General features: G+C 36.0%; 19 protein-coding genes, 1 tRNA gene and 1 pseudogene. 8 read left to right on the forward strand and 13 right to left on the reverse strand.

The features are described from left to right. Positions 1–181 precede the first annotated feature (181 nt). Positions 182–475: a helix-turn-helix domain-containing protein gene (locus tag ABE954_RS08420; RefSeq protein WP_042844586.1), complete on the forward strand. Its 294-nt coding sequence runs from the start codon at positions 182–184 to the stop codon at positions 473–475. A gap of 324 nt (positions 476–799) precedes the next feature. On the opposite strand, the gene ABE954_RS08425 is transcribed toward ABE954_RS08420, so the two are convergent. Genes ABE954_RS08425 through ABE954_RS08440 form a run of 4 tightly spaced genes read right to left on the reverse strand, consistent with a single transcriptional unit; the run spans position 800 to position 5071 of the window. Next, positions 800–1468, reverse strand: a complete 669-nt coding sequence (locus ABE954_RS08425) for a methionine ABC transporter permease (protein WP_042844584.1) — start codon at positions 1466–1468, stop codon at positions 800–802. Next, on the reverse strand, positions 1465–2478 hold the full coding sequence (locus ABE954_RS08430; RefSeq protein WP_048607576.1) for a methionine ABC transporter ATP-binding protein: 1014 nt from the start codon (positions 2476–2478) through the stop codon (positions 1465–1467). Before ABE954_RS08430 ends, ABE954_RS08425 begins: the two co-directional genes overlap by 4 nt. 3 nt (positions 2479–2481) lie before the next feature. Continuing rightward, positions 2482–3942, reverse strand: a complete 1461-nt coding sequence (locus tag ABE954_RS08435) for an FAD/NAD(P)-binding protein (protein ID WP_166687205.1) — start codon at positions 3940–3942, stop codon at positions 2482–2484. A 4-nt stretch (positions 3943–3946) separates the two neighbouring features. Beyond that, complete coding sequence (locus ABE954_RS08440) at positions 3947–5071, reverse strand: alkylhydroperoxidase domain protein (protein WP_166687204.1); 1125 nt, start codon at positions 5069–5071, stop codon at positions 3947–3949. Between the two features lie 214 nt (positions 5072–5285). Here ABE954_RS08440 and ABE954_RS08445 point away from each other — a divergent pair, with 214 nt between their 5' ends. After that, positions 5286–6128: a MetQ/NlpA family ABC transporter substrate-binding protein gene (locus tag ABE954_RS08445; RefSeq protein WP_048607571.1), complete on the forward strand. Its 843-nt coding sequence runs from the start codon at positions 5286–5288 to the stop codon at positions 6126–6128. Between the two features lie 208 nt (positions 6129–6336). Next, positions 6337–7074 (forward strand): cyclase family protein, encoded by a 738-nt coding sequence (locus ABE954_RS08450; RefSeq protein WP_042844570.1) that lies wholly within the window; start codon positions 6337–6339, stop codon positions 7072–7074. Between the two features lie 455 nt (positions 7075–7529). Here the strand turns inward: ABE954_RS08450 and ABE954_RS08455 are convergent, their stop codons facing one another. From ABE954_RS08455 to ABE954_RS08490, 8 genes are all read right to left on the reverse strand, one after another. Continuing rightward, positions 7530–8066 carry a hypothetical protein gene (locus tag ABE954_RS08455; RefSeq protein WP_048607569.1) on the reverse strand — a complete coding sequence of 179 codons (537 nt, stop codon included), beginning with the start codon at positions 8064–8066 and terminating at the stop codon, positions 7530–7532. Then, positions 8063–8905, reverse strand: a complete 843-nt coding sequence (locus ABE954_RS08460; protein ID WP_071548201.1) for an SUMF1/EgtB/PvdO family nonheme iron enzyme — start codon at positions 8903–8905, stop codon at positions 8063–8065. The genes ABE954_RS08455 and ABE954_RS08460 overlap by 4 nt, the downstream gene beginning before the upstream one ends. Before the next feature lie 122 nt (positions 8906–9027). Next, the gene (locus ABE954_RS08465) at positions 9028–9576 is read right to left on the reverse strand and encodes a hypothetical protein (RefSeq protein ID WP_042844565.1); all 549 of its coding nucleotides are present in this window, start codon (positions 9574–9576) and stop codon (positions 9028–9030) included. A gap of 53 nt (positions 9577–9629) precedes the next feature. Beyond that, on the reverse strand, positions 9630–9890 hold the full coding sequence (locus ABE954_RS08470; protein WP_166687203.1) for a 2Fe-2S iron-sulfur cluster binding domain-containing protein: 261 nt from the start codon (positions 9888–9890) through the stop codon (positions 9630–9632). Next, positions 9883–11040: a proline dehydrogenase family protein gene (locus tag ABE954_RS08475; protein WP_371025850.1), complete on the reverse strand. Its 1158-nt coding sequence runs from the start codon at positions 11038–11040 to the stop codon at positions 9883–9885. Before ABE954_RS08475 ends, ABE954_RS08470 begins: the two co-directional genes overlap by 8 nt. 42 nt (positions 11041–11082) lie before the next feature. Beyond that, positions 11083–11904, reverse strand: coding sequence for a TauD/TfdA family dioxygenase (locus ABE954_RS08480; RefSeq protein ID WP_166687202.1), 822 nt, complete (start codon positions 11902–11904; stop codon positions 11083–11085). 15 nt (positions 11905–11919) lie between these two features. Further along, the gene (locus tag ABE954_RS08485) at positions 11920–12672 is read right to left on the reverse strand and encodes an enoyl-CoA hydratase/isomerase family protein (RefSeq protein ID WP_042844560.1); all 753 of its coding nucleotides are present in this window, start codon (positions 12670–12672) and stop codon (positions 11920–11922) included. 2 nt (positions 12673–12674) lie between these two features. Further along, positions 12675–14180, reverse strand: a complete 1506-nt coding sequence (locus ABE954_RS08490; protein WP_166696650.1) for an asparagine synthetase B family protein — start codon at positions 14178–14180, stop codon at positions 12675–12677. A gap of 756 nt (positions 14181–14936) precedes the next feature. Between ABE954_RS08490 and ABE954_RS08495 the strand changes: the two genes are divergently transcribed. From ABE954_RS08495 to ABE954_RS08510, 4 genes and pseudogenes are all read left to right on the forward strand, one after another. Beyond that, the gene (locus ABE954_RS08495; protein WP_371025851.1) at positions 14937–16886 is read left to right on the forward strand and encodes a PTS mannitol transporter subunit IICBA; all 1950 of its coding nucleotides are present in this window, start codon (positions 14937–14939) and stop codon (positions 16884–16886) included. 12 nt (positions 16887–16898) lie between these two features. Then, a complete protein-coding gene (locus ABE954_RS08500; RefSeq protein WP_042844555.1) occupies positions 16899–18059 on the forward strand; it encodes a mannitol-1-phosphate 5-dehydrogenase in 1161 nt (386 codons plus the stop codon). A gap of 95 nt (positions 18060–18154) precedes the next feature. Further along, positions 18155–18688: an MltR family transcriptional regulator gene (locus tag ABE954_RS08505; RefSeq protein WP_042844554.1), complete on the forward strand. Its 534-nt coding sequence runs from the start codon at positions 18155–18157 to the stop codon at positions 18686–18688. Between the two features lie 118 nt (positions 18689–18806). Next, positions 18807–19231 (forward strand): annotated as a pseudogene (locus tag ABE954_RS08510) (GNAT family N-acetyltransferase). A gap of 131 nt (positions 19232–19362) precedes the next feature. Here the strand turns inward: ABE954_RS08510 and ABE954_RS08515 are convergent. Then, a tRNA-Arg gene (locus ABE954_RS08515) sits at positions 19363–19437 on the reverse strand. 777 nt (positions 19438–20214) lie between these two features. Between ABE954_RS08515 and mlaA the strand changes: the two genes are divergently transcribed. After that, a complete protein-coding gene (mlaA, locus tag ABE954_RS08520; protein ID WP_042844550.1) occupies positions 20215–20967 on the forward strand; it encodes a phospholipid-binding lipoprotein MlaA in 753 nt (250 codons plus the stop codon). Positions 20968–21213 lie beyond the last annotated feature (246 nt).

A 21213-nucleotide genomic window follows, 5' to 3' on the forward strand; every position in this document is an offset into this window, starting at 1 on the left:
AATGTCATTTTAAGACTAGTTGAAAGTAATTAGAAGGCTAGTATATCATTCTTTCCGATATTGGCTGAGTCGTCTTTAGCTTTATCAAAGTTACACAAATTAAATAAAGATAAAAATAAAAAATGCAGTTAACTATCTGCAGACTTTTATTTCATTAATATAAATTGAAGCGAGAATGTTTATGAATACAAAATATCCTGTCGCTTGTGCAGTTGGACAAAAAATTAAAGCACTAAGAAAAGCTCAAGGTTATACGGTTTTTCAGTTAGCCAAAGAGATAGATATCAGTGAGCAGCAATTATTTCGTTACGAGCGTGGCGTTAATCGTATTGACATAGATTGTCTTGTTCGCGTACTAAAAATATTAGACGTCAATATGGGTGAATTCTTTAGTGAAATACTACAAGATGACGAACATATAGATGAGAGAAGGGACACAAAAGGATTTGATGATTCAATCTATACTCTTGTATGATACAAATAATTATTTTGTCTCAAAATGAAACTTAATTTAATTTTTATTCTTAATTGTTTCAATTAAGAACATAAATTAATGCACTGATGTGCGTATTTCAAAAAGAGTATAATTATATTATTTATCTCTCATATCGAATGATATTAAAAATAAAAGCCCGAGTTGGGCTTTTATTTTATTATTATATAAATACGGGACTAAACTATTTAACTTAATAATAGATAAATAATAAATAACACTGATTCATAGATAATGCTGGATGAGTTAATTACTAACTGACCGGTAATATATACTTGCTTCCAGTGTTATCTGTATTATCTATAGTTAATGATATCGTGCTTTTTTAGCTAAATAATCACCAATAAATTGCATACTTTGTACAATGATTATCAATGTAACAACCGTTATGGCCATTGCTACATTATCAAATCTTTGATAACCATAATTTAGCGCTAAGTCACCCACACCACCGCCACCGACGGCCCCTGCCATTGCAGTTGCTCCAACTAAAGTAATGCTTGCAGCTGTTAGACTAAGGATCAGTGATGATTTTGCTTCAGGTAAAATAAAATGCCAAACAATTTGCCAATTAGTTGCTCCCATAGAGTCTGCTGCTTCAATAATTCCTGAATGTACACTTAGCAATGAATTTTCGACTAAGCGAGCGGTATAGGGGGCGATAAAAATGACTAAAGGTACTATTGCTGCTGTTGTCCCTATTGATGTGCCTACCATAAAACGCGTTAATGGGATCATTGCGACCAATAAAATAATAAAAGGTAATGAGCGAATGACATTGATAATTGGGTTTACAATCCGATAAATGGATTTATTTTCCCAAATACCTCCAGGCCGAGTCACTACGAGCAATATTCCTAACAAAATACCGAATACGGCTCCTAAAATGAGGGCAACACTGACCATAGTAAATGTTTCGGACATGGCGAGTAGAAACTGTTTACTTGTTAAAGCTGTTTCGAATAATGGTGTCATAATGCCCCCTTATTGACTGCGACCCCTCGATGACGAAGAAACAAAATTGCGTCATTGATTTTTTCTTTGTCACCAATAATTTGTACAAACATACTCCCTAGTACTACACCGCTGATTTCTTTCATGTTGGCAAACAGGATATTGATTTTGACGATATTTTTCAGTATCAACTCATTCACAACAGGCTCTTGAGCGGAAGCCCCTAAAAACTCTAATCGGTAGACATCTTGTTGATGTTCTAAATTATGGAGAACACGTTCGGGGATCTCCTGATTCAAAACGGTTCCAACAAATTTTTGTGTTGTCAGATGTTGTGGGTTTGCAAAAATATCGAGCACTGTACCTTCTTCGACAATTTTGCCTGATTCCATAACCGCAACGCGGTTACAAACTTGTTCGATAACCTCCATTTCATGGGTGACAAGCAAAATTGTAATATTTTGCTCTTGGTTAATTTTCTTTAGTAATTGAAGAATTGAACGGGTTGTTTGTGGGTCGAGTGCTGAGGTCGCTTCATCACATAATAAGATTTGTGGGTTATTGATGAGTGCTCGGGCAATACCAACGCGTTGTTTTTGCCCGCCAGATAACTGCCCCGGGTATTGGTTTTTCTTATCGCTAAGCTCTACAAATTCAAGAATATTATCAATTCGACGATTGATTTCTTGTTTATCGACGCCTGAGAGTAACAGAGGCATAGCAATATTTTGTGCGACAGTTTTAGTTTCTAATAAATTGAAATGCTGAAAAATCATACCAATACTTTTTTTATGCGCACGTATCTCAGCAGGGGTATGGTGCGCAATATTTTGCTCATTAATAATGATGGCGCCATTAGTAGGTTTTTCTAATTGATTAACTAAGCGGATAAGGGAGCTTTTACCTGCGCCGCTATAACCAATAAAACCAAAGATGTCCCCTTGATTGATATGCAAATTAATACCTTGCAATGCAACTAAAGATTGCCCATCTTTTTCATATATCTTCTGTACATCTTGAAAGGTAATCATAATTTACTCTACATTATCAGTTAGTTGTATACGCTCTGATTGAGGAGAGGCAGCTCGCCATTCATCACCTAATAATTCAGCCTCTTGGCTCATTTTGACTAATTCAAGATGTTGTTCGCGATGCGCAAGATATAATTTTGCGGCAATATGCCCAGCCAATCGCTCAGCGCCGACATTAGTACCAGGAATTAAACCAATAACAGGTCCCATACTGAGTGACGCTGATAAATTAAAGCAATATAACTGATTGATTTTATGGTTATCATTACTATTTTTAGCGACTAATTCAAAGTGATTGCCTAAATAAGGGTGTGATGCTAACTCTGAATTTTGCTCATTAGCAGGGGGAATGAAAACATCTCCCCATGTTTTAATCAGAGGAGTGAGTCGGTTGAAAGCGCTATTTTTAGACCAATTTATACGATAGCCAGTTGCTAAAATTAGATAATCTACGGTGTATTTGCCACTCGTTGTGGTGATATCTAACTTTTTATTATTCAACTCAACAAAGTTAACTTCAGTATTAAAGTTGAAATAAGCATTTTTATGGCGAGATACGCGTAGTGTACTACCATGTGGAGCGGGCGTTTTTGCTTTAGCGACATAGTCAGCATAGTGCCATTTTTGTGCATCGGTAAAATAGCTATAGGCGTTAGTAAAACCTGGACTACCAGCTACTTTACCTCGGTTTACGCGTGGCATATCACTTGCTCGAATTAAAATCTCGACCGAGTTAGCGCCATTTTCCAATGCGGTCGCAGAGCTGTCCATTGCGCCTGCGCTATAGCCGACAACACCAATATCTAGCCCCTTAAAACGGCGATAATCGGAGCCTGCGTATGAATGCTCCCAATAAGCGGTAGGAATATTATCCATAAAACTGGGGATATTAGCTTCGCTAAATGATTCCATTCCTGTCGCCAAGATGACATGTAACGCTTGATAAGTGACTTTGCCCTCAGGCGTATCAAATATTAATTCGCGGTAATCATTAGTTGGTAAAATATCAATTAATTGATACTGATTTAGGACATAAGGTTCTGTCATGGTTCTAAACCATTGTAGATATTCCCCCCATTGTAAACGAGGGATCTTATCGAGTTCTTCCCATTTTTGGACACCGAATTGCGCTTTAAACCAAGCTTGAAAGGTTAAAGATGGAGAAGCTAAGGCTGGGCCAACAACATGTTTTGGAGAGCGTAGTGTTTCCATCAACGCAGGTGTTTGCCATGGGCCTTCTTTTCTAATGGGAGCCTGATCAAAAACGATAGCTTCAATACCCTGTAACTTAAGTGCAAACGCCGCGGTAATCCCTGACATACCAGCACCAATAATAGCCACATCAACTTGTGTTTTATGTTTATTATTTCCTGATAACGACCAGGAGCTAATAGGTAAATTTAGATATTGCAGATCTTGTTTTACTTGTGCCTCTAATGCATCTAAGCCGATAGGTAATGCCATTTAATTACTCCTTACCTTCTGTAATTTCAAATGGTTCACCTAAGGACAGCATGAGACGGTTTGCCCACGAAAAGAAAGCACTAGATTGAATCAGATCAAGCAATTCAAGTTCGGATAAACCGAGTTTTCGTAGGGTTTCAATTTGCTGCGTATCTGCTTGAATTGGTGTTGCAGACAAAGATGCGGCTAAATCCGTGATCGCGGTTAATCTTTCATCAAAACCTTCGGCAAGTATTGAGCCTGGCGCTGTCGATAATAGTTTTTCAACGTCGGGACGGCGTGCCTTAGCATATTGGCTTGCTTTTCGTGCATGAACGGAAGCACAGTAAATGCAGCCATTGACTTTACTCACAACAGCGGCAGCAAATTCCCGCTCCCAACGAGGAAGGCCATCCGTTGTGTAAAATACTCCGCGGTCAACTAATGTGCGTAATTCTAAAATTTTGCTTTGGTGAGCAAGTAGTAAAAAATATTCTGAATTTAATTGGCCGAATTTTTTCATGGTTTGTGCTTCTTCGGCGGATAAAGAGTCTGGCAGCCTTGCCGATAGCCATGGTTCCCAACCTAAATTGTCTTGAGTAAAAGCTGTTGGTGATGGCCGGCCTTGCTGAGTTATTGGTTGTTGATTCCATTTACCAGCCACAACTTTATTTGGGTGAGTTGTACTATCGCTATTACCAGAAAGTAACAATATGCCCTCAATGAGGCGGGCTTGGTAAGTGACATAAGTCACTAACTGCGCCAGTAAAATAATGTCATGCTCGCCCCAACCATGTTCAATTAATGGTTCAATTAAATGGTAATTTGTCTCTTTAGGTGATTGAGTTAATATTTGTAGATATTCTTTAGCGGCCTGAAAAGGGAGGGAATGAGTTATTTCTGGCACAGACCCAGCTAACTTAAAATAGAATTTCGCAAGGCGTGGGCTGCCCGTTAGTTCAGCGACTTGATAAGCAAAATAATATTTCACATCATTTGAAAGCAAAGTAGATGGCACAGAAAAAATAGCATTGAAACAAGCTTGAGTATTATCTGTTGCTGCTGCGCGCTCTTCGCGAATTTTAGCTAAATTGGAGTCTGGTGTTAAATCAGTCAGGTAATTAATTAAATCATCATTGAAAACAGTCATAAAGTAACTCACTTTTTTTAAACGTTTTTTTATCTCCTTTATTACATATCAAGCTCATCATTAACCGAACGATCTATTTGTTATATCCTTATAGCTAAAAAGAATTAAAATAGATTGTTATATTACTTTTGTATTAAGGTATAACGATATGATCTAAGTAGAACTTACAAATTATGATTATACTGCCCAAAATATCTTTACAGGGTTGTTATCTATGTTAAAACAAAAAATAATAAATTTATCGTTAATGGCTACAGCGGTAATCGTACTTGCTGGGTGTGGCGATAATAATGAAAAAAATAATCCAAATAAAAAACACATTACGATAGGCTTTGGCGTGGGAAATTATATTGACCAAGTTGAGAAAGGTATTGTCCCTATTCTAGAAAAGAAAGGCTATACCGTTAATTTGCGTCAGTTTTCACAAAATAGGCAAATAAACCCTGCTTTTGAAGAGGGATCAATAGATGCATCTGTTAACCAAAGTCGCGCTTATATGGATGCTTATAATAAAAAAAATAATATTAATATGGTAGCGCTGACCGACTCTCCTAGTGCACCACAAAGTTTGCGGTCAAATAAACATAAATCACTCGATGAAGTCAGAGATGGCATGATTGTTGCGTTATCGAACGACCCTGTTAATGCAGAACGAGGGGCTAGGATTTTAGAGCAACTGGGCTGGGTTAAAATTAAACCTGATGTTAGTACGTTAAGTTTTAGTGTGAATGATATTTCACCAGCGAAATATCAGCTTGATATTAGAGAAACAGATGCAGCACAAGGTTTACGTTTATTAGATGATGTTGATTTTGTTGTGGTAAATGGAAATTATGTTGCGAGTGCAGGGCAGAGAATAGCGGATGGATTGGTGGTAGAAGATTCACCTTTGGAACACCGTGTTATTGTTACTGTGATGCAGGAAAACCTTGATTCTCAATGGGCTAAAGATTTAAAAGATGCTTTTGAATCAAAAGAATATGCAGATTATATTCGCTCACAGCGTATTTATGATGGTTTTATTGAACCAGAAAGCTGGAGTAAGTATCCAAAATAAAAACCTAGTCTATTTTATTTATTGTTCAACATCTTTTAGCCACTTATTAGTGGCTTTTTTATATTATTTTACTGATTTAGTATGAAAATTATTCGTGTTGAATTGCTAGACAACGTTATGTTTTTTAGATATTTAATAGGAAACAAAAGTACGATAAGAACCGCGTAGAGTTAACTCAGTTTAAAAAGTCAATCAGGCAGGGGAACATATGAATAATGAATTAATAAATGCATTTAATGTGATAAAGGCAAAAAAATGGGTTGATTTGACTCATAGCTTTGATAAGGATTCACCCCATTTTTTTATGTTTGATTCAGCTGAATTTAAAACATTATTTGGCTACCCTGAGGGTTTTTTTGCACAGCAATTTACTTTCCCTGGGCAATATGGAACACATATTGATGCTCCATGTCACTTTGTAGAAGGAAAGCGCTACTTACACGAATTAGAATTGAAAGAGCTTGTTTTACCTTTAATCGTAATTGATCAGTCACAAAGAGCAAAGAAAGACCCAAATTTTGCATTTAATCTTGATGATGTTTTAGCGTTTGAACAACAACACGGTCAAATTGAGTCAGGCAGCTTTGTTGCATTACGTACAGATTGGAGCAAGCGATGGCCCTCGCAAGAACTTATGGATAACAAAGACGAAGAAGGTAATAACCAAATACCTGGCTGGGGAATGGATGCACTTAAGTTTTTATTTGAAGTGAGAGGCATTAAAGCGATTGGTCATGAAACCTTTGATACTGACGCAGCGAAAGATTTTCGGAAAAATAATGCATTATTGGGGGAATATTACGTATTAGAACAGGATACTTACCAAGTTGAGTTACTGGCTAACCTAGACCAAGTGCCTACTCGGGGCGCTGTTATTTTTAATATCGTAGCTAAACCAAACAATGCAAGCGGTTTTCCGGTACGCTCTTTTGCAATTCTACCCTAGAATATGTTGATAACATTCCCCATCTATAGCCATTTAGTTTGATGGGGAGCGTTAAATGGCAAATAGTTATAAAATAATTAAAAAACCTATATTTTAAACTCGGAGAGTTTCCTAAAGCCGATGGCAATATAAACAAAAAAATTATTGTTAAAGTCATTGCATTTATATTTTAATTAATTTTAGAAATGTTTTTCCACGGAAACCCCTTGTAGTAAATCAAAATAGTGTCTTAATAATAAAGTGAGTTAAATACCATTTTTGATAATCGCAATAATATTTGACGGGTTTTATAGAGAGGGGTAGTAAGGATTAGGGGACTTTAACCAGTAAGTAATAATAAAATGATTGATATCGTGAAATTATGATACTCACGATATGCGTTAAGATAAGCTTACAGCCTAAAACTATTACGACGCAGAAAATAATTAATTTAAGTACGCCGTAATATGATGATCTTATTTAAATAGCGCCATATCTAAAAATTTGAAAGCATCATCTACATTAAGGTATTTCTCAGTTGTAATGTAGCTGCCAGTTGGTTGCCAATATAAATTAGAGACTCCAGGGTCTACCTCATTATTTGCTATTTTATAACGAATAAATTTTATTTGAGTATTATCACTTAAATCTCCACTGTTGTTATTATCTATAAATTTTGTTCCTTTAACCATATAATAATGGTTTTTATACTGATGTAATTCAAAATCAGAGATTTTAACCATAGATGCAGATAGGCTAAAATCGCTCCAAATAAACCCATTATCATCTGGAGTGGGAATGATTGACCATTTTTTGTTATCTTTCATAAAAATAGTCGCAGTGCGATTAGGGTGTGATGTATTATTGTCAAAGCTAGCTAAAAAAATGATGTCAGTAATACCATTATTATTAAGGTCTATATTATTTTGCCCATCTTTTAACATGACTAATGTGCTACTGTTGCTCATAAAGCTAGCTAATAATAATAAATAGATGAGTTTCTTAAGTTTCATTTGGTCGCACTCCGAACTAGTCTAAAACCAATGTCGGGCATAACAAAACCCGCGCTGTGAATATCACAACTTGATAAGCCTGCTGGTTGTAAATAGCTTCCACCACAGAAATAATACATTTCTGTGCCTAACACGGTTTCGCTATCATAGACCCATTCATATACGTTACCACTCATATCATAAATTCCTAGAGCATTCGCTTTTAATTTACCAACAGGACTGGTGCCGAATAGCTCTGTATTAGGTTCGGGAAACCAGGCAACTTCCTTTGCATTATTACTTCCGGAATAATAATGCCCATATGTACCATCAATTAGGCCATTATTTCCTCCTCTCGCTGCGACCATCCACTCTGCAATTGTTGGTAATCTATAACCATTGGCATTATTATTTATTGAAAAACTATATTGTGAGCTATCTCGCAAAATAGAATTATCTGCAATTATATAGGCAGGTTCTAGCCCCATTTTTTCACTCAATGCATTAGCAAACACAATCGCATCAGACCATTCAATATTAGTAATTGGATGGTCTTTATTATTTAAGTCAGATGTACGGCAGTCATCATAAAAGGAACCATTACAACCCTCATTTATCTTATAACCTTGTCCGTGTGCCCAATTAATAATCTCATCGTAAAGTTTGTAGGTTACTTCAGTATTCATAATAAAATAGCCATTAAGCTTGACATTTGAATTTGATTTATAATCATGATCACCAAAAACAGCACCTACGTAATAATCCCCTTGGTCAATATATACTTCTTGGAATAAAGAGGAGGATGCATGGGTACTCCAGATTGGTAAGATAAATAGAATTAGTGAAGCCAAGTATTTCATACTGTATTAAAATCCTATATGTTTAATTTAAGGGGCACTCTATTGAGAGATATTTAAACTAAAAAGTGAATACTTTTACGAAATTAGCTATTTTTGAAAACTTTAGAATAGTATGAGTAGATCTAATAAAATAGATCTAATTGATAAGGCTCACCTATAACTTTTATTGAACCTGCTGGGGTAGTCATAAAGTCTGCTTGATAACGTGCGTTATTAACCCCGGTAACAAGGTTGTCTAAATCTGTATGTGCCACTCTGATAGATTTATGTTTAGCCCATAGAGGAAGTTTGTCTATATAATAGTAAAAAATGACAGAAGTGTTACCGTTACCATCATCAATGATATTCTCAATTTTGTTAATGCGTACACGACCATAGCAGAAATCTCCATGCTTATTAAATTCAGTTTGTCCTTTCGTGGTTAGCTGCCAAATTTTTTGATTTGATATCCATTGCGATTTAGCTAGGCCTGCATCAACGAGTGCTTCCATTTGCGCATTTACCCACATCGACCCTCCTTTATTCATAGATACTGGCCATTGAGTTTCCCCTAAACATAAAGGTGGTTGCTTATCTAAAGCTTGCTGAATTAACATCATATATTTATCTGTGCTAGCAGCTTGGCTGAAGGTTGAAAAAATTAGACAACAGGCAAGCAAAAAATATTTCATGTTTAAATTCCTATCTTTAAAGTTTAATAAAAAATACTTAATAGCAAGCGCGGTTAAATCTGAATATCACCTTTTGCAAAGGAGCAACAAGTTAAAATAAAGCCGTTGGCAATATCTTCTTTGGATATACCACCAGAATGATCAAGCTTTACTTCACCTGAAATTAATTTAACTTTACATTTACCACAATGCCCAGCAGCACAATGATATTTTATTTTCACTCCATTTTTATAAGCACATTCTAGAATGGTTTCATTAGACATAATAGTAAAGTTATTATTACCAATAATTAAGTGATAAGGTGCTTTACTCATGGTTTTTACCTACAATTCTGGATATTATTTCTTTTCGAATAAGTTTATTTTCATGACGAAAAGTCGTTATAGACACGGCATTTTCTTCTATTCGTCTAAGTAAGTAAGGTAAAGATTTTTCAAATGGCCCATATGGCAAATACTTACATACTCTAGCGCCATGTTTAACGGCATTGAGTGAAATGTGATCGCCTACGCCATACAATTGCCCTAACCAGTAATGGTGGTTTGTTAGCCGCGTATTCTCTAATATTTTGGAGATACTTGCTTTGTTATGGGTTGCAAAGAAGGGGGTGAAATTTTCAATATTAATCGCAATAAACTCAATGATAGCATTGTAGTTGTCGTCTTTAGCCGGTTTTGAGGTGAAGAAATGGTTGCTTGCAGAATCGTTTCGTTGGAGTTCTTCTTCTAAATAGGCGCCACGGACCAATTTTATACCTATTTTTATGTTGTGTTTTATTGCCAACTTATTCATTAGTTGGATGAACTCATAAGATGATTTTTTATAGCATTGTAATGTTAGTGTAATAACAGCTTTTTCCTTATTGTATTTGAGCATATTTTCTATAGCGATTTTATCGATAATAGGTTGGAACCATGATTGCTCAGCATCAATCATGACACATACTGACATTTGTTTTGCATAAGCAAAAATTTGGTTGTATCTGCTGAGTACTTTTTCCCAAGCAGGTTGATATATTAGAAAATCATGGTCGTTTTTAATTTTAGCCTGATATACGGTGATTGACCCCAGCGATGATGGTTTTACTACAACGTAGGGCATATGGTTTGTACTACTGGCGAGTTCGATTAACCTAAGTGTAGAATTGACGGCCTCATCAAAAAATGAAGCATCCTCTTCACCTTCGACAGCATAGTCTAGGACACTTGATATATTGTTTTTTGCTAACATACCAGTGACATCCTTGGCTTGCTCGAGTGTTTCACCACAAAAATAGATCCCATTTAATTTATTGGTAATTATTTTTATATTTCTTTTGACCATTAGCTTTAGTATATAGATAGAAAGGCGTTTAGTTATTTTGTAGGTTAAAAGTAGTGTTACTATATATTTTATGCAAAGTGTCGTAGTGGTATAGCGAAAATAAATTGATAATGTCTTTGAGTTCATTTCATTAATTTCCATATTGGCTAGCCAGTTATTCACCTAGCTAGCGTTTAAATAAACTTAAAGATCTGCCGTTTGTCCACGGTAGAGGCGGCGAATAATTTTATCGTCATTAAATTCTTCACGTTCATGAATAACTCTTCGGTTATCCATAATGAGCAAATCACCATTTTCCCAATAGTGCTTGTAGTAGTAACGTGGTAACTTCATAAATGCGCTTAACTCAGTAAAAAACCTTTGAGTTTCATCCTTAGTAAACCCAACGATTCGGGGTTCCCAGCTAGCGGGTTGGTCGGTATCAAATGGGAAGTAAATTAGCATTTTTCTCACCCATCCCAAATCGGTAAAGACAGGGACTTTAAACCATCCCGCAGGTGAAACATCAACATAGTAGCCATGTTCCAATACTCTGACTTCGAAAGTTTCATTTTCGAGTACTTGACGTAAATGGTTCGGCATTTCATTGCAGGCAAGGACGTGATCACAAATTGTTGTTGAGCCACGAAACTTCATATTTTTAATTTCTACCGCATATAAGAATACTTGATCTACTTGTGAGAGTAACAAGCCTCCGTCAGCGTGGAAGGGTAACTGCCCACGACCGGTAACTATTTTTCCTTTTTCACCATCTAGTTTTAGGGTGTCGCGGTAGCCAAATCCGACATCTATTTTTTCATCTGCATACTCAACAATCGTGCCATATTTGCCGTATATATCACGAAATTCATTAGCATCGATATTCAGTTTATTTACAATTAAGAAGCCTTGGCGCATTAACAGATGTTTAATACTGTTGGTATCCGAATTAATAAAATGACTTGCCGACATTTTTGCACCGAAGCCAGTTGGCATAGCAGGTAACCATTGCAGATTATTATTCATAAAATCCCTTATAAATTAATAGTTTTTACCGAGTATTTTTTGGAAATGTTCTTGAGCATCTTTCGCAGCAAAGGCGTTTTTATGTACTAACTTAGATTGCTCTCTGGTTTTTTCTAATACTTTAATAAAGCTCTTATTCATCAATTTCTTAGTATTACCGAAAGCTGCTGATGGGTATTTCGATAATGCATTAGCCTGCAATAAGGCAGTTTTTAAAAGATGCGAGCTTGGTGTTACTTGATTGGCAATGTGATATTGATGACATTGGGTCGCGGAAAGTTTTTCGCATTCAAAAACAATTTTTTTCATCAAAGAGTGACCATGTGTAAACTCAAGTATTGCTGCACCAACAGAACAGCCAATACCATGTTTTAACTCCGGCATGATAAATTGCGCTTGGTCAGACATAACACGATAGTCAAACATCATTGCGAACTGGAACCCCATACCGATGGCATAACCATCAATAGCTGCAATAGTTGGTTTGCTAACATTTAAAACAGCTTGATACAGATCGATTACGCGGTCTATCCAGCGTTCGACTTCAACTCCTCCAGAAAGTGCTTTGACTTCATTGAAGTCACCTCCTGATGAGAAGGAGCGACCTACACCACCGTAGACGACAATAGATTTAATGCGGCTATCTTCTTCGGCTTTAACCAGCGCATGTTTAATTGCATTTTCTAGCTCTTCACTGAATGGATTATGTTTATTTGTATGATCCAATGTTAATAAACGAGTCGATTCAAAATCTTGCTCAATAATCATCTTTAAATCCTCTTCATTATTTCACGTAGTTTCGTTGGCGTGGCTTCATCAATGGTGAGTCTCCCAGTCAAAAACTCCTTATAAACCGCATAGCTAAATCGAGTTTTTGCTTGGTAGTTGGTGGCGCTGGTACCAATGATATTGGCAAAGGATTGGTTGACAGAGGAGCCCTCGTGAATACCTATTTTTTTACGCCAAACAATTTCTTTTGGAATAAGATGCAGATTATCGGTATATTCGCGGAGGATATTTTTAACCTCCTGATCTCTGATTTTAAAATCAGGGTTTAAATTTTTACATAGGGATATTAGGCCATTATTCCAAAATGGATGATATACGTTTAGCCCATAACTATTGGCTCCATGAGTAGAGAATTCCCCCGTCCATTTGGTTCTATAAACTTGTTCAGCAAGGATATTATTGGGGTTTTGATAATCTTTTAATGGGTTTAATATTCCCCCAAAAAGTAAATCGGAGCCATATCCAGTTAAGAGTGAGTTAACTTTACCTTGTGCCAATTTATAAACGTTAAATAACCCTGATTGGATTTCTGATGATAAACCATCAAAAATTTCATTATGATAAATAGCGTTAATTACACCATTAATTATCTCATCGTCACTCAATATTTTAACTTCATGTTCCGTTCCTAAGGCGTTAGAAACAATTTGAGCAAATTCAAACTCATTACTTAATTCGCTACCAATAGACCAAGTTTTTACTTTTTTAAAGTATTGGCAGGCTAAAGCAGTGACAAGACTAGAATCTAGCCCGCCAGATAGTGGAATACCAATAGATTCATTATTATCAACAAGTCTAGAGATGGAATACCTCATTTCCATATCAATTAAATGGTATAGAACATCTTTTTTCAGTGTTATGATATTTTTATTTGTGGGGGTAGCAAGTTGTCTACTTTCAATATAAGGGTAATTTTGTTCATCATGGGTGATTGTGTTTATCGTTCCTGGTTTTAACCGAATAACATTTCTAATTGGCGAGAATGTATCTGTTTTGAATGTATTTTCGATGATTTCATGTTCAGGAGAAAAATCAAAAATTTTTTCTCCTTCTAAGTTACCTACAATTTTTAAGCAATTAGTAATCCAAAATTGTTCAGCTTTTACTACATTAATAAGGTTTAAGCCGCGTGATTCGGTAATCACTTCAATCGTACCGTTATGATATTCGATAAATAAACAAAAATCTCCTTCAGCTAGATAAATAGCGGTATCCCCTAGCTTTTCTCTTAATAAGCAAAGTATTTCAATTTCGTTAAGTGCCCAAGTACTTCCTTCTATTTTACCGAGAATTGATTTTAGCACTGATATATTATAAATATTACCGAACAAATATGCAGTGTAATAAGCTGTCTCATATTGAATGATGGTAGTGTTATTTTTAGATATTAAAATGCCAGTTGATATATTTGTAATATGGAATTCATTACTTAAACGACTTAATTTATTTTCTGAACAGGTGCGGGTAAAACAAAACTCAGTGCTCAAAGTCTAATCCCTCATAATGTATTATTATCAGAAAAAACAAAATTGATATATTTTTGACCATATAAACCTGATTAATAAATGGCGTTAAGATTTTTAACAAACAAAAAATAAATTTGCAATGATAAATAGTGGTTTTATTAATTTGAGTTAGGGTTAACTCACATTTTTTTTACTTAATTTAATATTTTATATGTTTCATATATGTATTTTTTCGATAGAATTTAAATAATTTGATAATTGAAATTTACGGGTTAAATAATGGAAATATATTTGTGGTAAGAGTTATTGTTAGAGTTTATGGTGAGATAATAAACTTTGATAGAAAATGAGTTTTAGTACCTATTAGCTCATTGCTAATTTTTAGCCTAAGGAATAAGGACAGTAGTTTGTAATTTTATTACAAACTGGAGAGTTATCAGATTGAAAAAATGATGGGTGTACCACAATTTAGTTATATTTAGTGATAGTGATCACTAATTTAAAATAAACACGCTTTCTTATTGCGTGATGTGAGTCACAAATTTCTAGTTTTTAGCGTTAAAAATAGCCAGTGTAATTAAGCTACATGTGATTTGCGTGATCAATATCACTATAAAGGTGGGGGAGGTGGGGGTATAAGCGTGATCGGGGTCACAGAGAGCCCGCGTGGTACGCATCTGATAAACGGCATGTTAGAGTGAAAGTGTTGAAAAAATCACTGACGTTATTTGGCGATAACGTTATGACCTTATCATTCTCGTACCACGGGGTTCTATCATGGTAACATCAAATATCAAATTAAAGGTACAGAATTTTGGGCGTTTCCTGAGTAATATGGTTATGCCTAATATTGGTGCTTTTATCGCTTGGGGTTTAATTACAGCGTTATTTATCCCTACAGGCTGGTGGCCTAATGAAACACTAGCTCAACTTGTTGGCCCAATGATCACTTATTTATTGCCACTTTTAATCGGTTATACCGGGGGGCGTTTAGTGGGTGGTGAGCGGGGTGGGATTGTCGGTGCAATCACTACCATGGGAGTGGTGGTTGGGGCGGATATGCCAATGTTCATGGGGGCAATGATTGCGGGGCCATTAGGTGGTTTCGCAATTAAGCGTTTTGACCGCTGGGTTGATGGAAAAGTCAAAACAGGTTTTGAAATGCTGGTGAATAACTTTTCCTCTGGCATCATCGGTATGTTGCTAGCTATATTAGCCTATCTTGCTATTGGCCCATTAGTGGCTGGCTTGTCTAAAATATTAGCTGCGGGTGTGAATGTAATGGTAGAAAACAATTTACTACCACTTACGTCAATATTTGTTGAGCCTGCAAAAATATTGTTTCTAAACAATGCAATCAACCATGGTATTTTCTCTCCGCTCGGTATCCAACAAGCGGCCGAAACGGGCTCATCGATTTTCTTTTTAATTGAAGCAAACCCAGGGCCCGGGCTAGGTGTTTTATTAGCTTACATGTTTTTTGGTAAGGGAAATGCCAAACAATCAGCACCTGGGGCAGCAATAATCCACTTTTTTGGTGGAATTCATGAGATCTACTTCCCATATGTATTAATGAATCCTCGGTTAATTCTTGCTGTTATTCTAGGTGGAATGACAGGGGTATTTGTTATGAACCTTTTTAATGCTGGTTTAGTTTCTCCTGCTTCACCAGGGTCTATATTTGCAGTTCTACTGATGACACCGAAATCATCATTAGTTGGGGTTATTCTATCGGTTACAAGTGCTACGGTAGTTTCTTTCCTAGTTTCAGCCATTTTATTGAAAAGAACCCGAGTTGGTGATGAAGATGAGCTTGATAACGCAACCAAAAAGATGCGTGATATGAAAACGCAATCAAAATCACCAGTAAAGGTTTCTAGTCACCAAAACGAACCACTTAATTTTATGGGAGTGCGTAATATCGTCGTAGCATGTGATGCAGGGATGGGGTCCAGTGCTATGGGAGCTGGTGTATTAGCTAAAAAAGTACAGGATGCAGGTTTATTGGATATCTCAGTCACGAATATGGCTATTAATGATTTACCCGATAATGTTGATATTGTTGTGACTCATAAAGACTTAACAGAAAGGGCTAAATTATTTGCACCCAATGCGATGCACATTTCTTTAACAAACTTTTTAGATAGCCAAACATATAATAATTTAGTCACGAATTTAATTGCTAAAAAAAATCCTAAGGCAGCCAATGATGGGCGTTTAATTAAACAGACTATTATGGCAGCAAATGATGAATCTTATGAAATTGCTGAACATGAAGATGCTTTATTTACTTTAAGTGCTAAACATATTCATTTAAACCTAACAGCAGAAAATAAAACGCAAGCCATTCGCTTTGCGGGGCAAAAGTTAGTTGAAGGTGGATATGTTGAGCCTGATTATATTGATGCCATGTTAGCAAGAGAGAAATTAACTTCAACGTACCTTGGTGAATCTATTGCGGTGCCACATGGCACTATAGAAGCTAAAGACCGTGTTTTAAAAACCGGTATTGTGATTTGCCAATACCCTGAAGGGGTGCAATTTGGTGAAGAACCTGATGAGGTTGCTCGTTTAGTCATTGGTATTGCCGCGCAAAATAATGAGCATATTGAAGTGATCACGCGAATCACTTCCGCACTTGATGAAGAGGGTGTTATTGAACGTTTATGTGAAACGCAAGATGTTCAAGAAGTGCTCGAAATTTTAGCATCTCAAAGTGCAGCGTAAGGGGGAATAGCAATGAAAGTCATTCATTTTGGAGCAGGAAATATAGGTCGTGGCTTTATTGGCAAACTACTAGCGGATGCGAATTCACAAGTGACTTTTACCGATGTTAACCAGCCGCTAATTGACCAATTAGCCCACAGACAATCTTATCAAGTTCATATTGTTGGGCAAGAAAATCGTATTGAAAAAGTTCAGCATGTCCATGCTGTTAATAGTAATGATCCAAAAACCATTGAATTTATTGCTATGGCTGACATGGTGACAACGGCAGTAGGCCCCCAAGTTCTTGAAAAAATAGCCTCGACATTAGCGAAAGGTATTATTTATCGTGAAGAATTAGGGAACACCCAACCACTCAACATTATTGCTTGTGAAAATATGGTTAGGGGAAGTAGTCAATTAAAACAGCATGTGTTGGCACAATTACCAGAGAAACTACACCAATGGGTTGAACGACATATTGGTTTTGTGGATTCAGCTGTTGACCGTATTGTGCCACCCATGGAGGCGGCTAATGATGACCCCCTTGATGTTACTGTTGAGTCTTTTAGTGAGTGGATTGTCGATCAAACTCAGTTTATTGGCGAGATCCCTACCATTAATGGAATGGAGCTAACTGATAATTTGATGGCGTTTATCGAACGTAAGTTATTTACATTAAATACAGGGCACGCCATTACCGCATATTTGGGGCAGTTATATGGTTGTCAAACAATTAGCGATGCGATTGCTGAACCAAAGATTTATACTGTGGTTAAATCTGCGATGGAAGAAAGTGGGCAAGTATTAATTCAACGTTATGGCTTTAATGAAGAAACCCATTGCCAATATATTGATAAAATATTAACTCGTTTCGCAAACCCTTATTTAAAAGATGATGTTAACCGTGTGGGGCGTCAACCAATACGTAAGCTGAGTCCAAATGATAGGCTAGTTAAGCCACTATTAGGTACACTTGAGTACCAATTACCTAATAAAAATCTGATTATAGGTATTGCTGCTGCATTACATTTTAGGTGTGATAGTGACCCGCAAGCGAATGAGATGGCAAAACGTATCAATGAAAACGGGGTTTACCAAGCAGTTATTGAATTTTGTGCATTAGCGCAATATCCACAGGTTGTTGAAAAAATTTGTTCTCAATACCAATTAATGATGTTGAGTAACCAGTAATATTACGGATAATAAATTAATTATTGAGGTTCGTTCACTTTATAGCTATCAGTAAATTAGTAACGAGCTGTATAGCTGTAAAGTGACAAAAAATTATTATGGAAAATAAACAAAACATTGAAAATCAAATTCTTGAGCGATTAAATGGGCGCCCTGAAGTACATCTTTTTTTTCAAGAGGTTGTTTCGTTAATTACACAAGCTATTGATAAATTAATGTTAAAAGTGTTTAGAAAGGATGATTATGCAGTAAAATATGCAGTTGAGCCTCTTTTAACAGGGAGTGGGCCATTAGGTGAACTATCTGTTCGTTTAAAGTTATTATTTGCTTTAGGCGCAATTACTCGAGAAACCTATGAGGATATTGAGTTATTTCTTGCTTTAAATCAGTCATTATTATCAAGTGATTTAAATTTAGATTATATTGATGATGAAATTTTAGGCAGTATTAAAATGCTTCATTGCATGGGGCCTTTACCTGAAATGATGCGCTTTGATCAACCAGAAGATATGGTTGATACACAGCTTATAGAATTACAAAAGCAACGTTTTCAGCAAATGATTAAATCATCACTTGTATTATCAGTGACGGCACTTATTACTCAAATAATAGAAACGGATGTATTTTAAGCTAATGAATCAATATCCGCATATTTATTTAGTTACTATGCTACATTTTATTATTTATCAATTGAAATTAATATGATTATATAATCCATTTTATTAAATGGTTATTAGGATGTATTAAATGAATATTGTTGTTACGCAGACGTCACTCCTGCAGATAAAGATGAACTTCTTAATGGTTTACGCAGCTTTAATGTCCAATTTTTAAACCCAGAACGTTTTAGTTCATTAGGCGTTTTTTTTAAAGATAATGATGGTGTAATGGTTGGCGGTTTGCTTGCTGAGGTTAAAGCTAACTGGCTTTGTATAGATTTTTTATGGGTTAGTGAAAAGGCAAGAAATGAAGGGTTAGGCCGAAAGTTGATGTGCGCTGCTGAGCAAGAGGCTGTAAAAGTAGGTTGCCTTCATGGTTTAGTTGATATATTCAGTTTCCAAGCCTTGCCATTTTACGAAAAACTTGGCTATGTAAAACAAATGTCACTCCCCGATTTCCCAGAATCAGGTATGCAGAGGCATTATCTTACTAAAGCTAAATTGAGTAGTTAGTGCCCTTATAATGGCTATCTGATGTAACTATGCAAACTCACTTTACCCTTTTTATATTTCACTGAGGTTAGTGTTAACTTGCTGTAAATATAGATTTTTTATGGTTGCAGTAAAGAGGGAGCTCTTGTTTATGGTGTCCCCTGCAGGAATCGAACCTGCAACTAGCCCTTAGGAGGGGCTCGTTATATCCATTTAACTAAGGGGACTTTCGACGTGTCACTGGATGAGTTTGGCATTTTACTGTTCACTTCTAATTGAATCAAGTCGTTACGTATAATAAATTGAATTAATTGCACACAATGGCGTTTTTGTACAATTTTCATGCTAAATTTTATCTGTTTACGATTACGGATTAGCCTTTTCTATATATCAGCATACAAGCAAAATTTCTTTCGATGCTTCTAATGAATTAATTGAATGTTTTTCAATAAAGATACAAGCTCTAATATCGTGGCTATGGTTAGTGTTCAACATAGATTGAATGTATTGTAGTTAGTTATAATCGCGGTCTTATAAATCAAGATGATATGGTTTAACTCAAATAGTTATTGTCTGAATAAAAAATGCACTAATCACTGTCCCATTGGTATAATATTGATATAGTAATTGTCTTAGGTGCATTAATTATACTAATGAATATTGGTTTGGTTGGTCGTAAAAAGACGATTAAATATAATGGGGGCAGAAGCTAAATATTGAGTATGTTTTTTAACTTATAATGCGATTGATAGGCGTAATAAATCGTATTTCTATATATAATAATTTGATTACCCTATAAAATATAATAATGCTTATCTGTAGTTTGGACTAATTGTTCAATATTCTTATAATAACAAGATGATTAAATAAGGTATAATTTATATTTAAGTAATCAAATCACTCAAAAAGGTTAACAAAATCCCTTTTTTAGCCTTACTATAATCGTATTCATTATTACAGTGGAAAGTGCCGTAGCAGGACGGTGCAGGGAATGGAGAAGTGTTATGAAGTTTCGCATGACGGGCGTCTTTCTGGCTGGAGTGTTAATTGCAGGTTGTGCAAGTAACATTGATCCAGAAACTCATGAGCGTTCAGACCCATTAGAAGGTTTTAACCGAGCGATGTTTAATTTCAACTATAACGTCTTAGACCCTTATGTCTTAAGGCCGGTTGCTGTTGCTTGGAATGATTATGTACCAATGCCTGCTCGTAATGGATTAACTAACTTTTTTGTCAACCTTGAAGAACCCGCAAGTATGTTGAATAGTTTCTTGCGTGGTGAAGTCACCCAAGGTTTTAAACATTTTAACCGGTTTTTCCTTAACACCGTGTTTGGGATGGGGGGCTTAATTGACGTTGCGTCGATGGCTAACCCGCAATTAGCAAAAGAAGAGCCTAAACGCTTTGGTAATACATTAGGTTATTATGATGTAGGTTATGGGCCATATGTAGTTCTGCCTGGCTATGGTAGTGCTACACCGAGAGAACAAGGTGGTGACCTTGCTGATAGTTTATACCCAATGTTAAGTTATCTGACATTTTGGATGTCGGCGGGTAAGTGGGCACTTGAAGGTATTGAAACTCGAGCGAGATTGTTGGATTCTGATGGGCTGTTGAAAAATTCTTCAGACCCGTACTTGATGTTACGTGAAGCGTATTTCCAACGGAACGATTTCTTATCGAGTGGTGGGGCATTGAATGCGACAGAAAACCCAAATGCAGCCGCAATTGAGGACCAGCTCGATTCTATAGACTAATAGATTGATATGCTCATGGAAGGTTTATCACTCTCTTGTATACGTTTGATACTAGAGAGTGATAAATAAAAAACTAATCATTGTCTTGCTTTCCTCGTTGAGAGACGGTGTCAATCAAGGCGATTACCCCTAATACACCAATAAAGCCTATAGTAAATAGTGTTCCCATAAAAACCCCCTACGTTTTTGTCATTGTTGCCTCTTTGTATTTTCACAGCTATTACTAGCGTTAAGATATAGCATTAT

This window comes from Providencia sp. TYF-12, assembly GCF_041344805.1.
In the GTDB taxonomy this organism is placed as follows: domain Bacteria; phylum Pseudomonadota; class Gammaproteobacteria; order Enterobacterales; family Enterobacteriaceae; genus Providencia; species Providencia huashanensis.

Coding starts and splice junctions, on each gene's coding strand:
- ABE954_RS08420 (WP_042844586.1), top strand. CDS start 182: ATGAATACAAAATATCCTGTCGCTTGTGCAGTTGGACAAAAAATTAAA.
- ABE954_RS08500 (WP_042844555.1), top strand. CDS start 16,899: ATGAAAGTCATTCATTTTGGAGCAGGAAATATAGGTCGTGGCTTTATT.
- ABE954_RS08430 (WP_048607576.1), bottom strand. CDS start 2,478: ATGATTACCTTTCAAGATGTACAGAAGATATATGAAAAAGATGGGCAA.
- ABE954_RS08495 (WP_371025851.1), top strand. CDS start 14,937: ATGGTAACATCAAATATCAAATTAAAGGTACAGAATTTTGGGCGTTTC.
- ABE954_RS08470 (WP_166687203.1), bottom strand. CDS start 9,890: ATGAGTAAAGCACCTTATCACTTAATTATTGGTAATAATAACTTTACT.
- ABE954_RS08460 (WP_071548201.1), bottom strand. CDS start 8,905: ATGAAATACTTGGCTTCACTAATTCTATTTATCTTACCAATCTGGAGT.
- ABE954_RS08480 (WP_166687202.1), bottom strand. CDS start 11,904: ATGAATAATAATCTGCAATGGTTACCTGCTATGCCAACTGGCTTCGGT.
- ABE954_RS08450 (WP_042844570.1), top strand. CDS start 6,337: ATGAATAATGAATTAATAAATGCATTTAATGTGATAAAGGCAAAAAAA.
- ABE954_RS08440 (WP_166687204.1), bottom strand. CDS start 5,071: ATGACTGTTTTCAATGATGATTTAATTAATTACCTGACTGATTTAACA.
- ABE954_RS08435 (WP_166687205.1), bottom strand. CDS start 3,942: ATGGCATTACCTATCGGCTTAGATGCATTAGAGGCACAAGTAAAACAA.
- ABE954_RS08475 (WP_371025850.1), bottom strand. CDS start 11,040: ATGGAAATTAATGAAATGAACTCAAAGACATTATCAATTTATTTTCGC.
- ABE954_RS08425 (WP_042844584.1), bottom strand. CDS start 1,468: ATGACACCATTATTCGAAACAGCTTTAACAAGTAAACAGTTTCTACTC.
- ABE954_RS08465 (WP_042844565.1), bottom strand. CDS start 9,576: ATGAAATATTTTTTGCTTGCCTGTTGTCTAATTTTTTCAACCTTCAGC.
- ABE954_RS08445 (WP_048607571.1), top strand. CDS start 5,286: ATGTTAAAACAAAAAATAATAAATTTATCGTTAATGGCTACAGCGGTA.
- mlaA (WP_042844550.1), top strand. CDS start 20,215: ATGAAGTTTCGCATGACGGGCGTCTTTCTGGCTGGAGTGTTAATTGCA.
- ABE954_RS08455 (WP_048607569.1), bottom strand. CDS start 8,066: ATGAAACTTAAGAAACTCATCTATTTATTATTATTAGCTAGCTTTATG.
- ABE954_RS08485 (WP_042844560.1), bottom strand. CDS start 12,672: ATGATTATTGAGCAAGATTTTGAATCGACTCGTTTATTAACATTGGAT.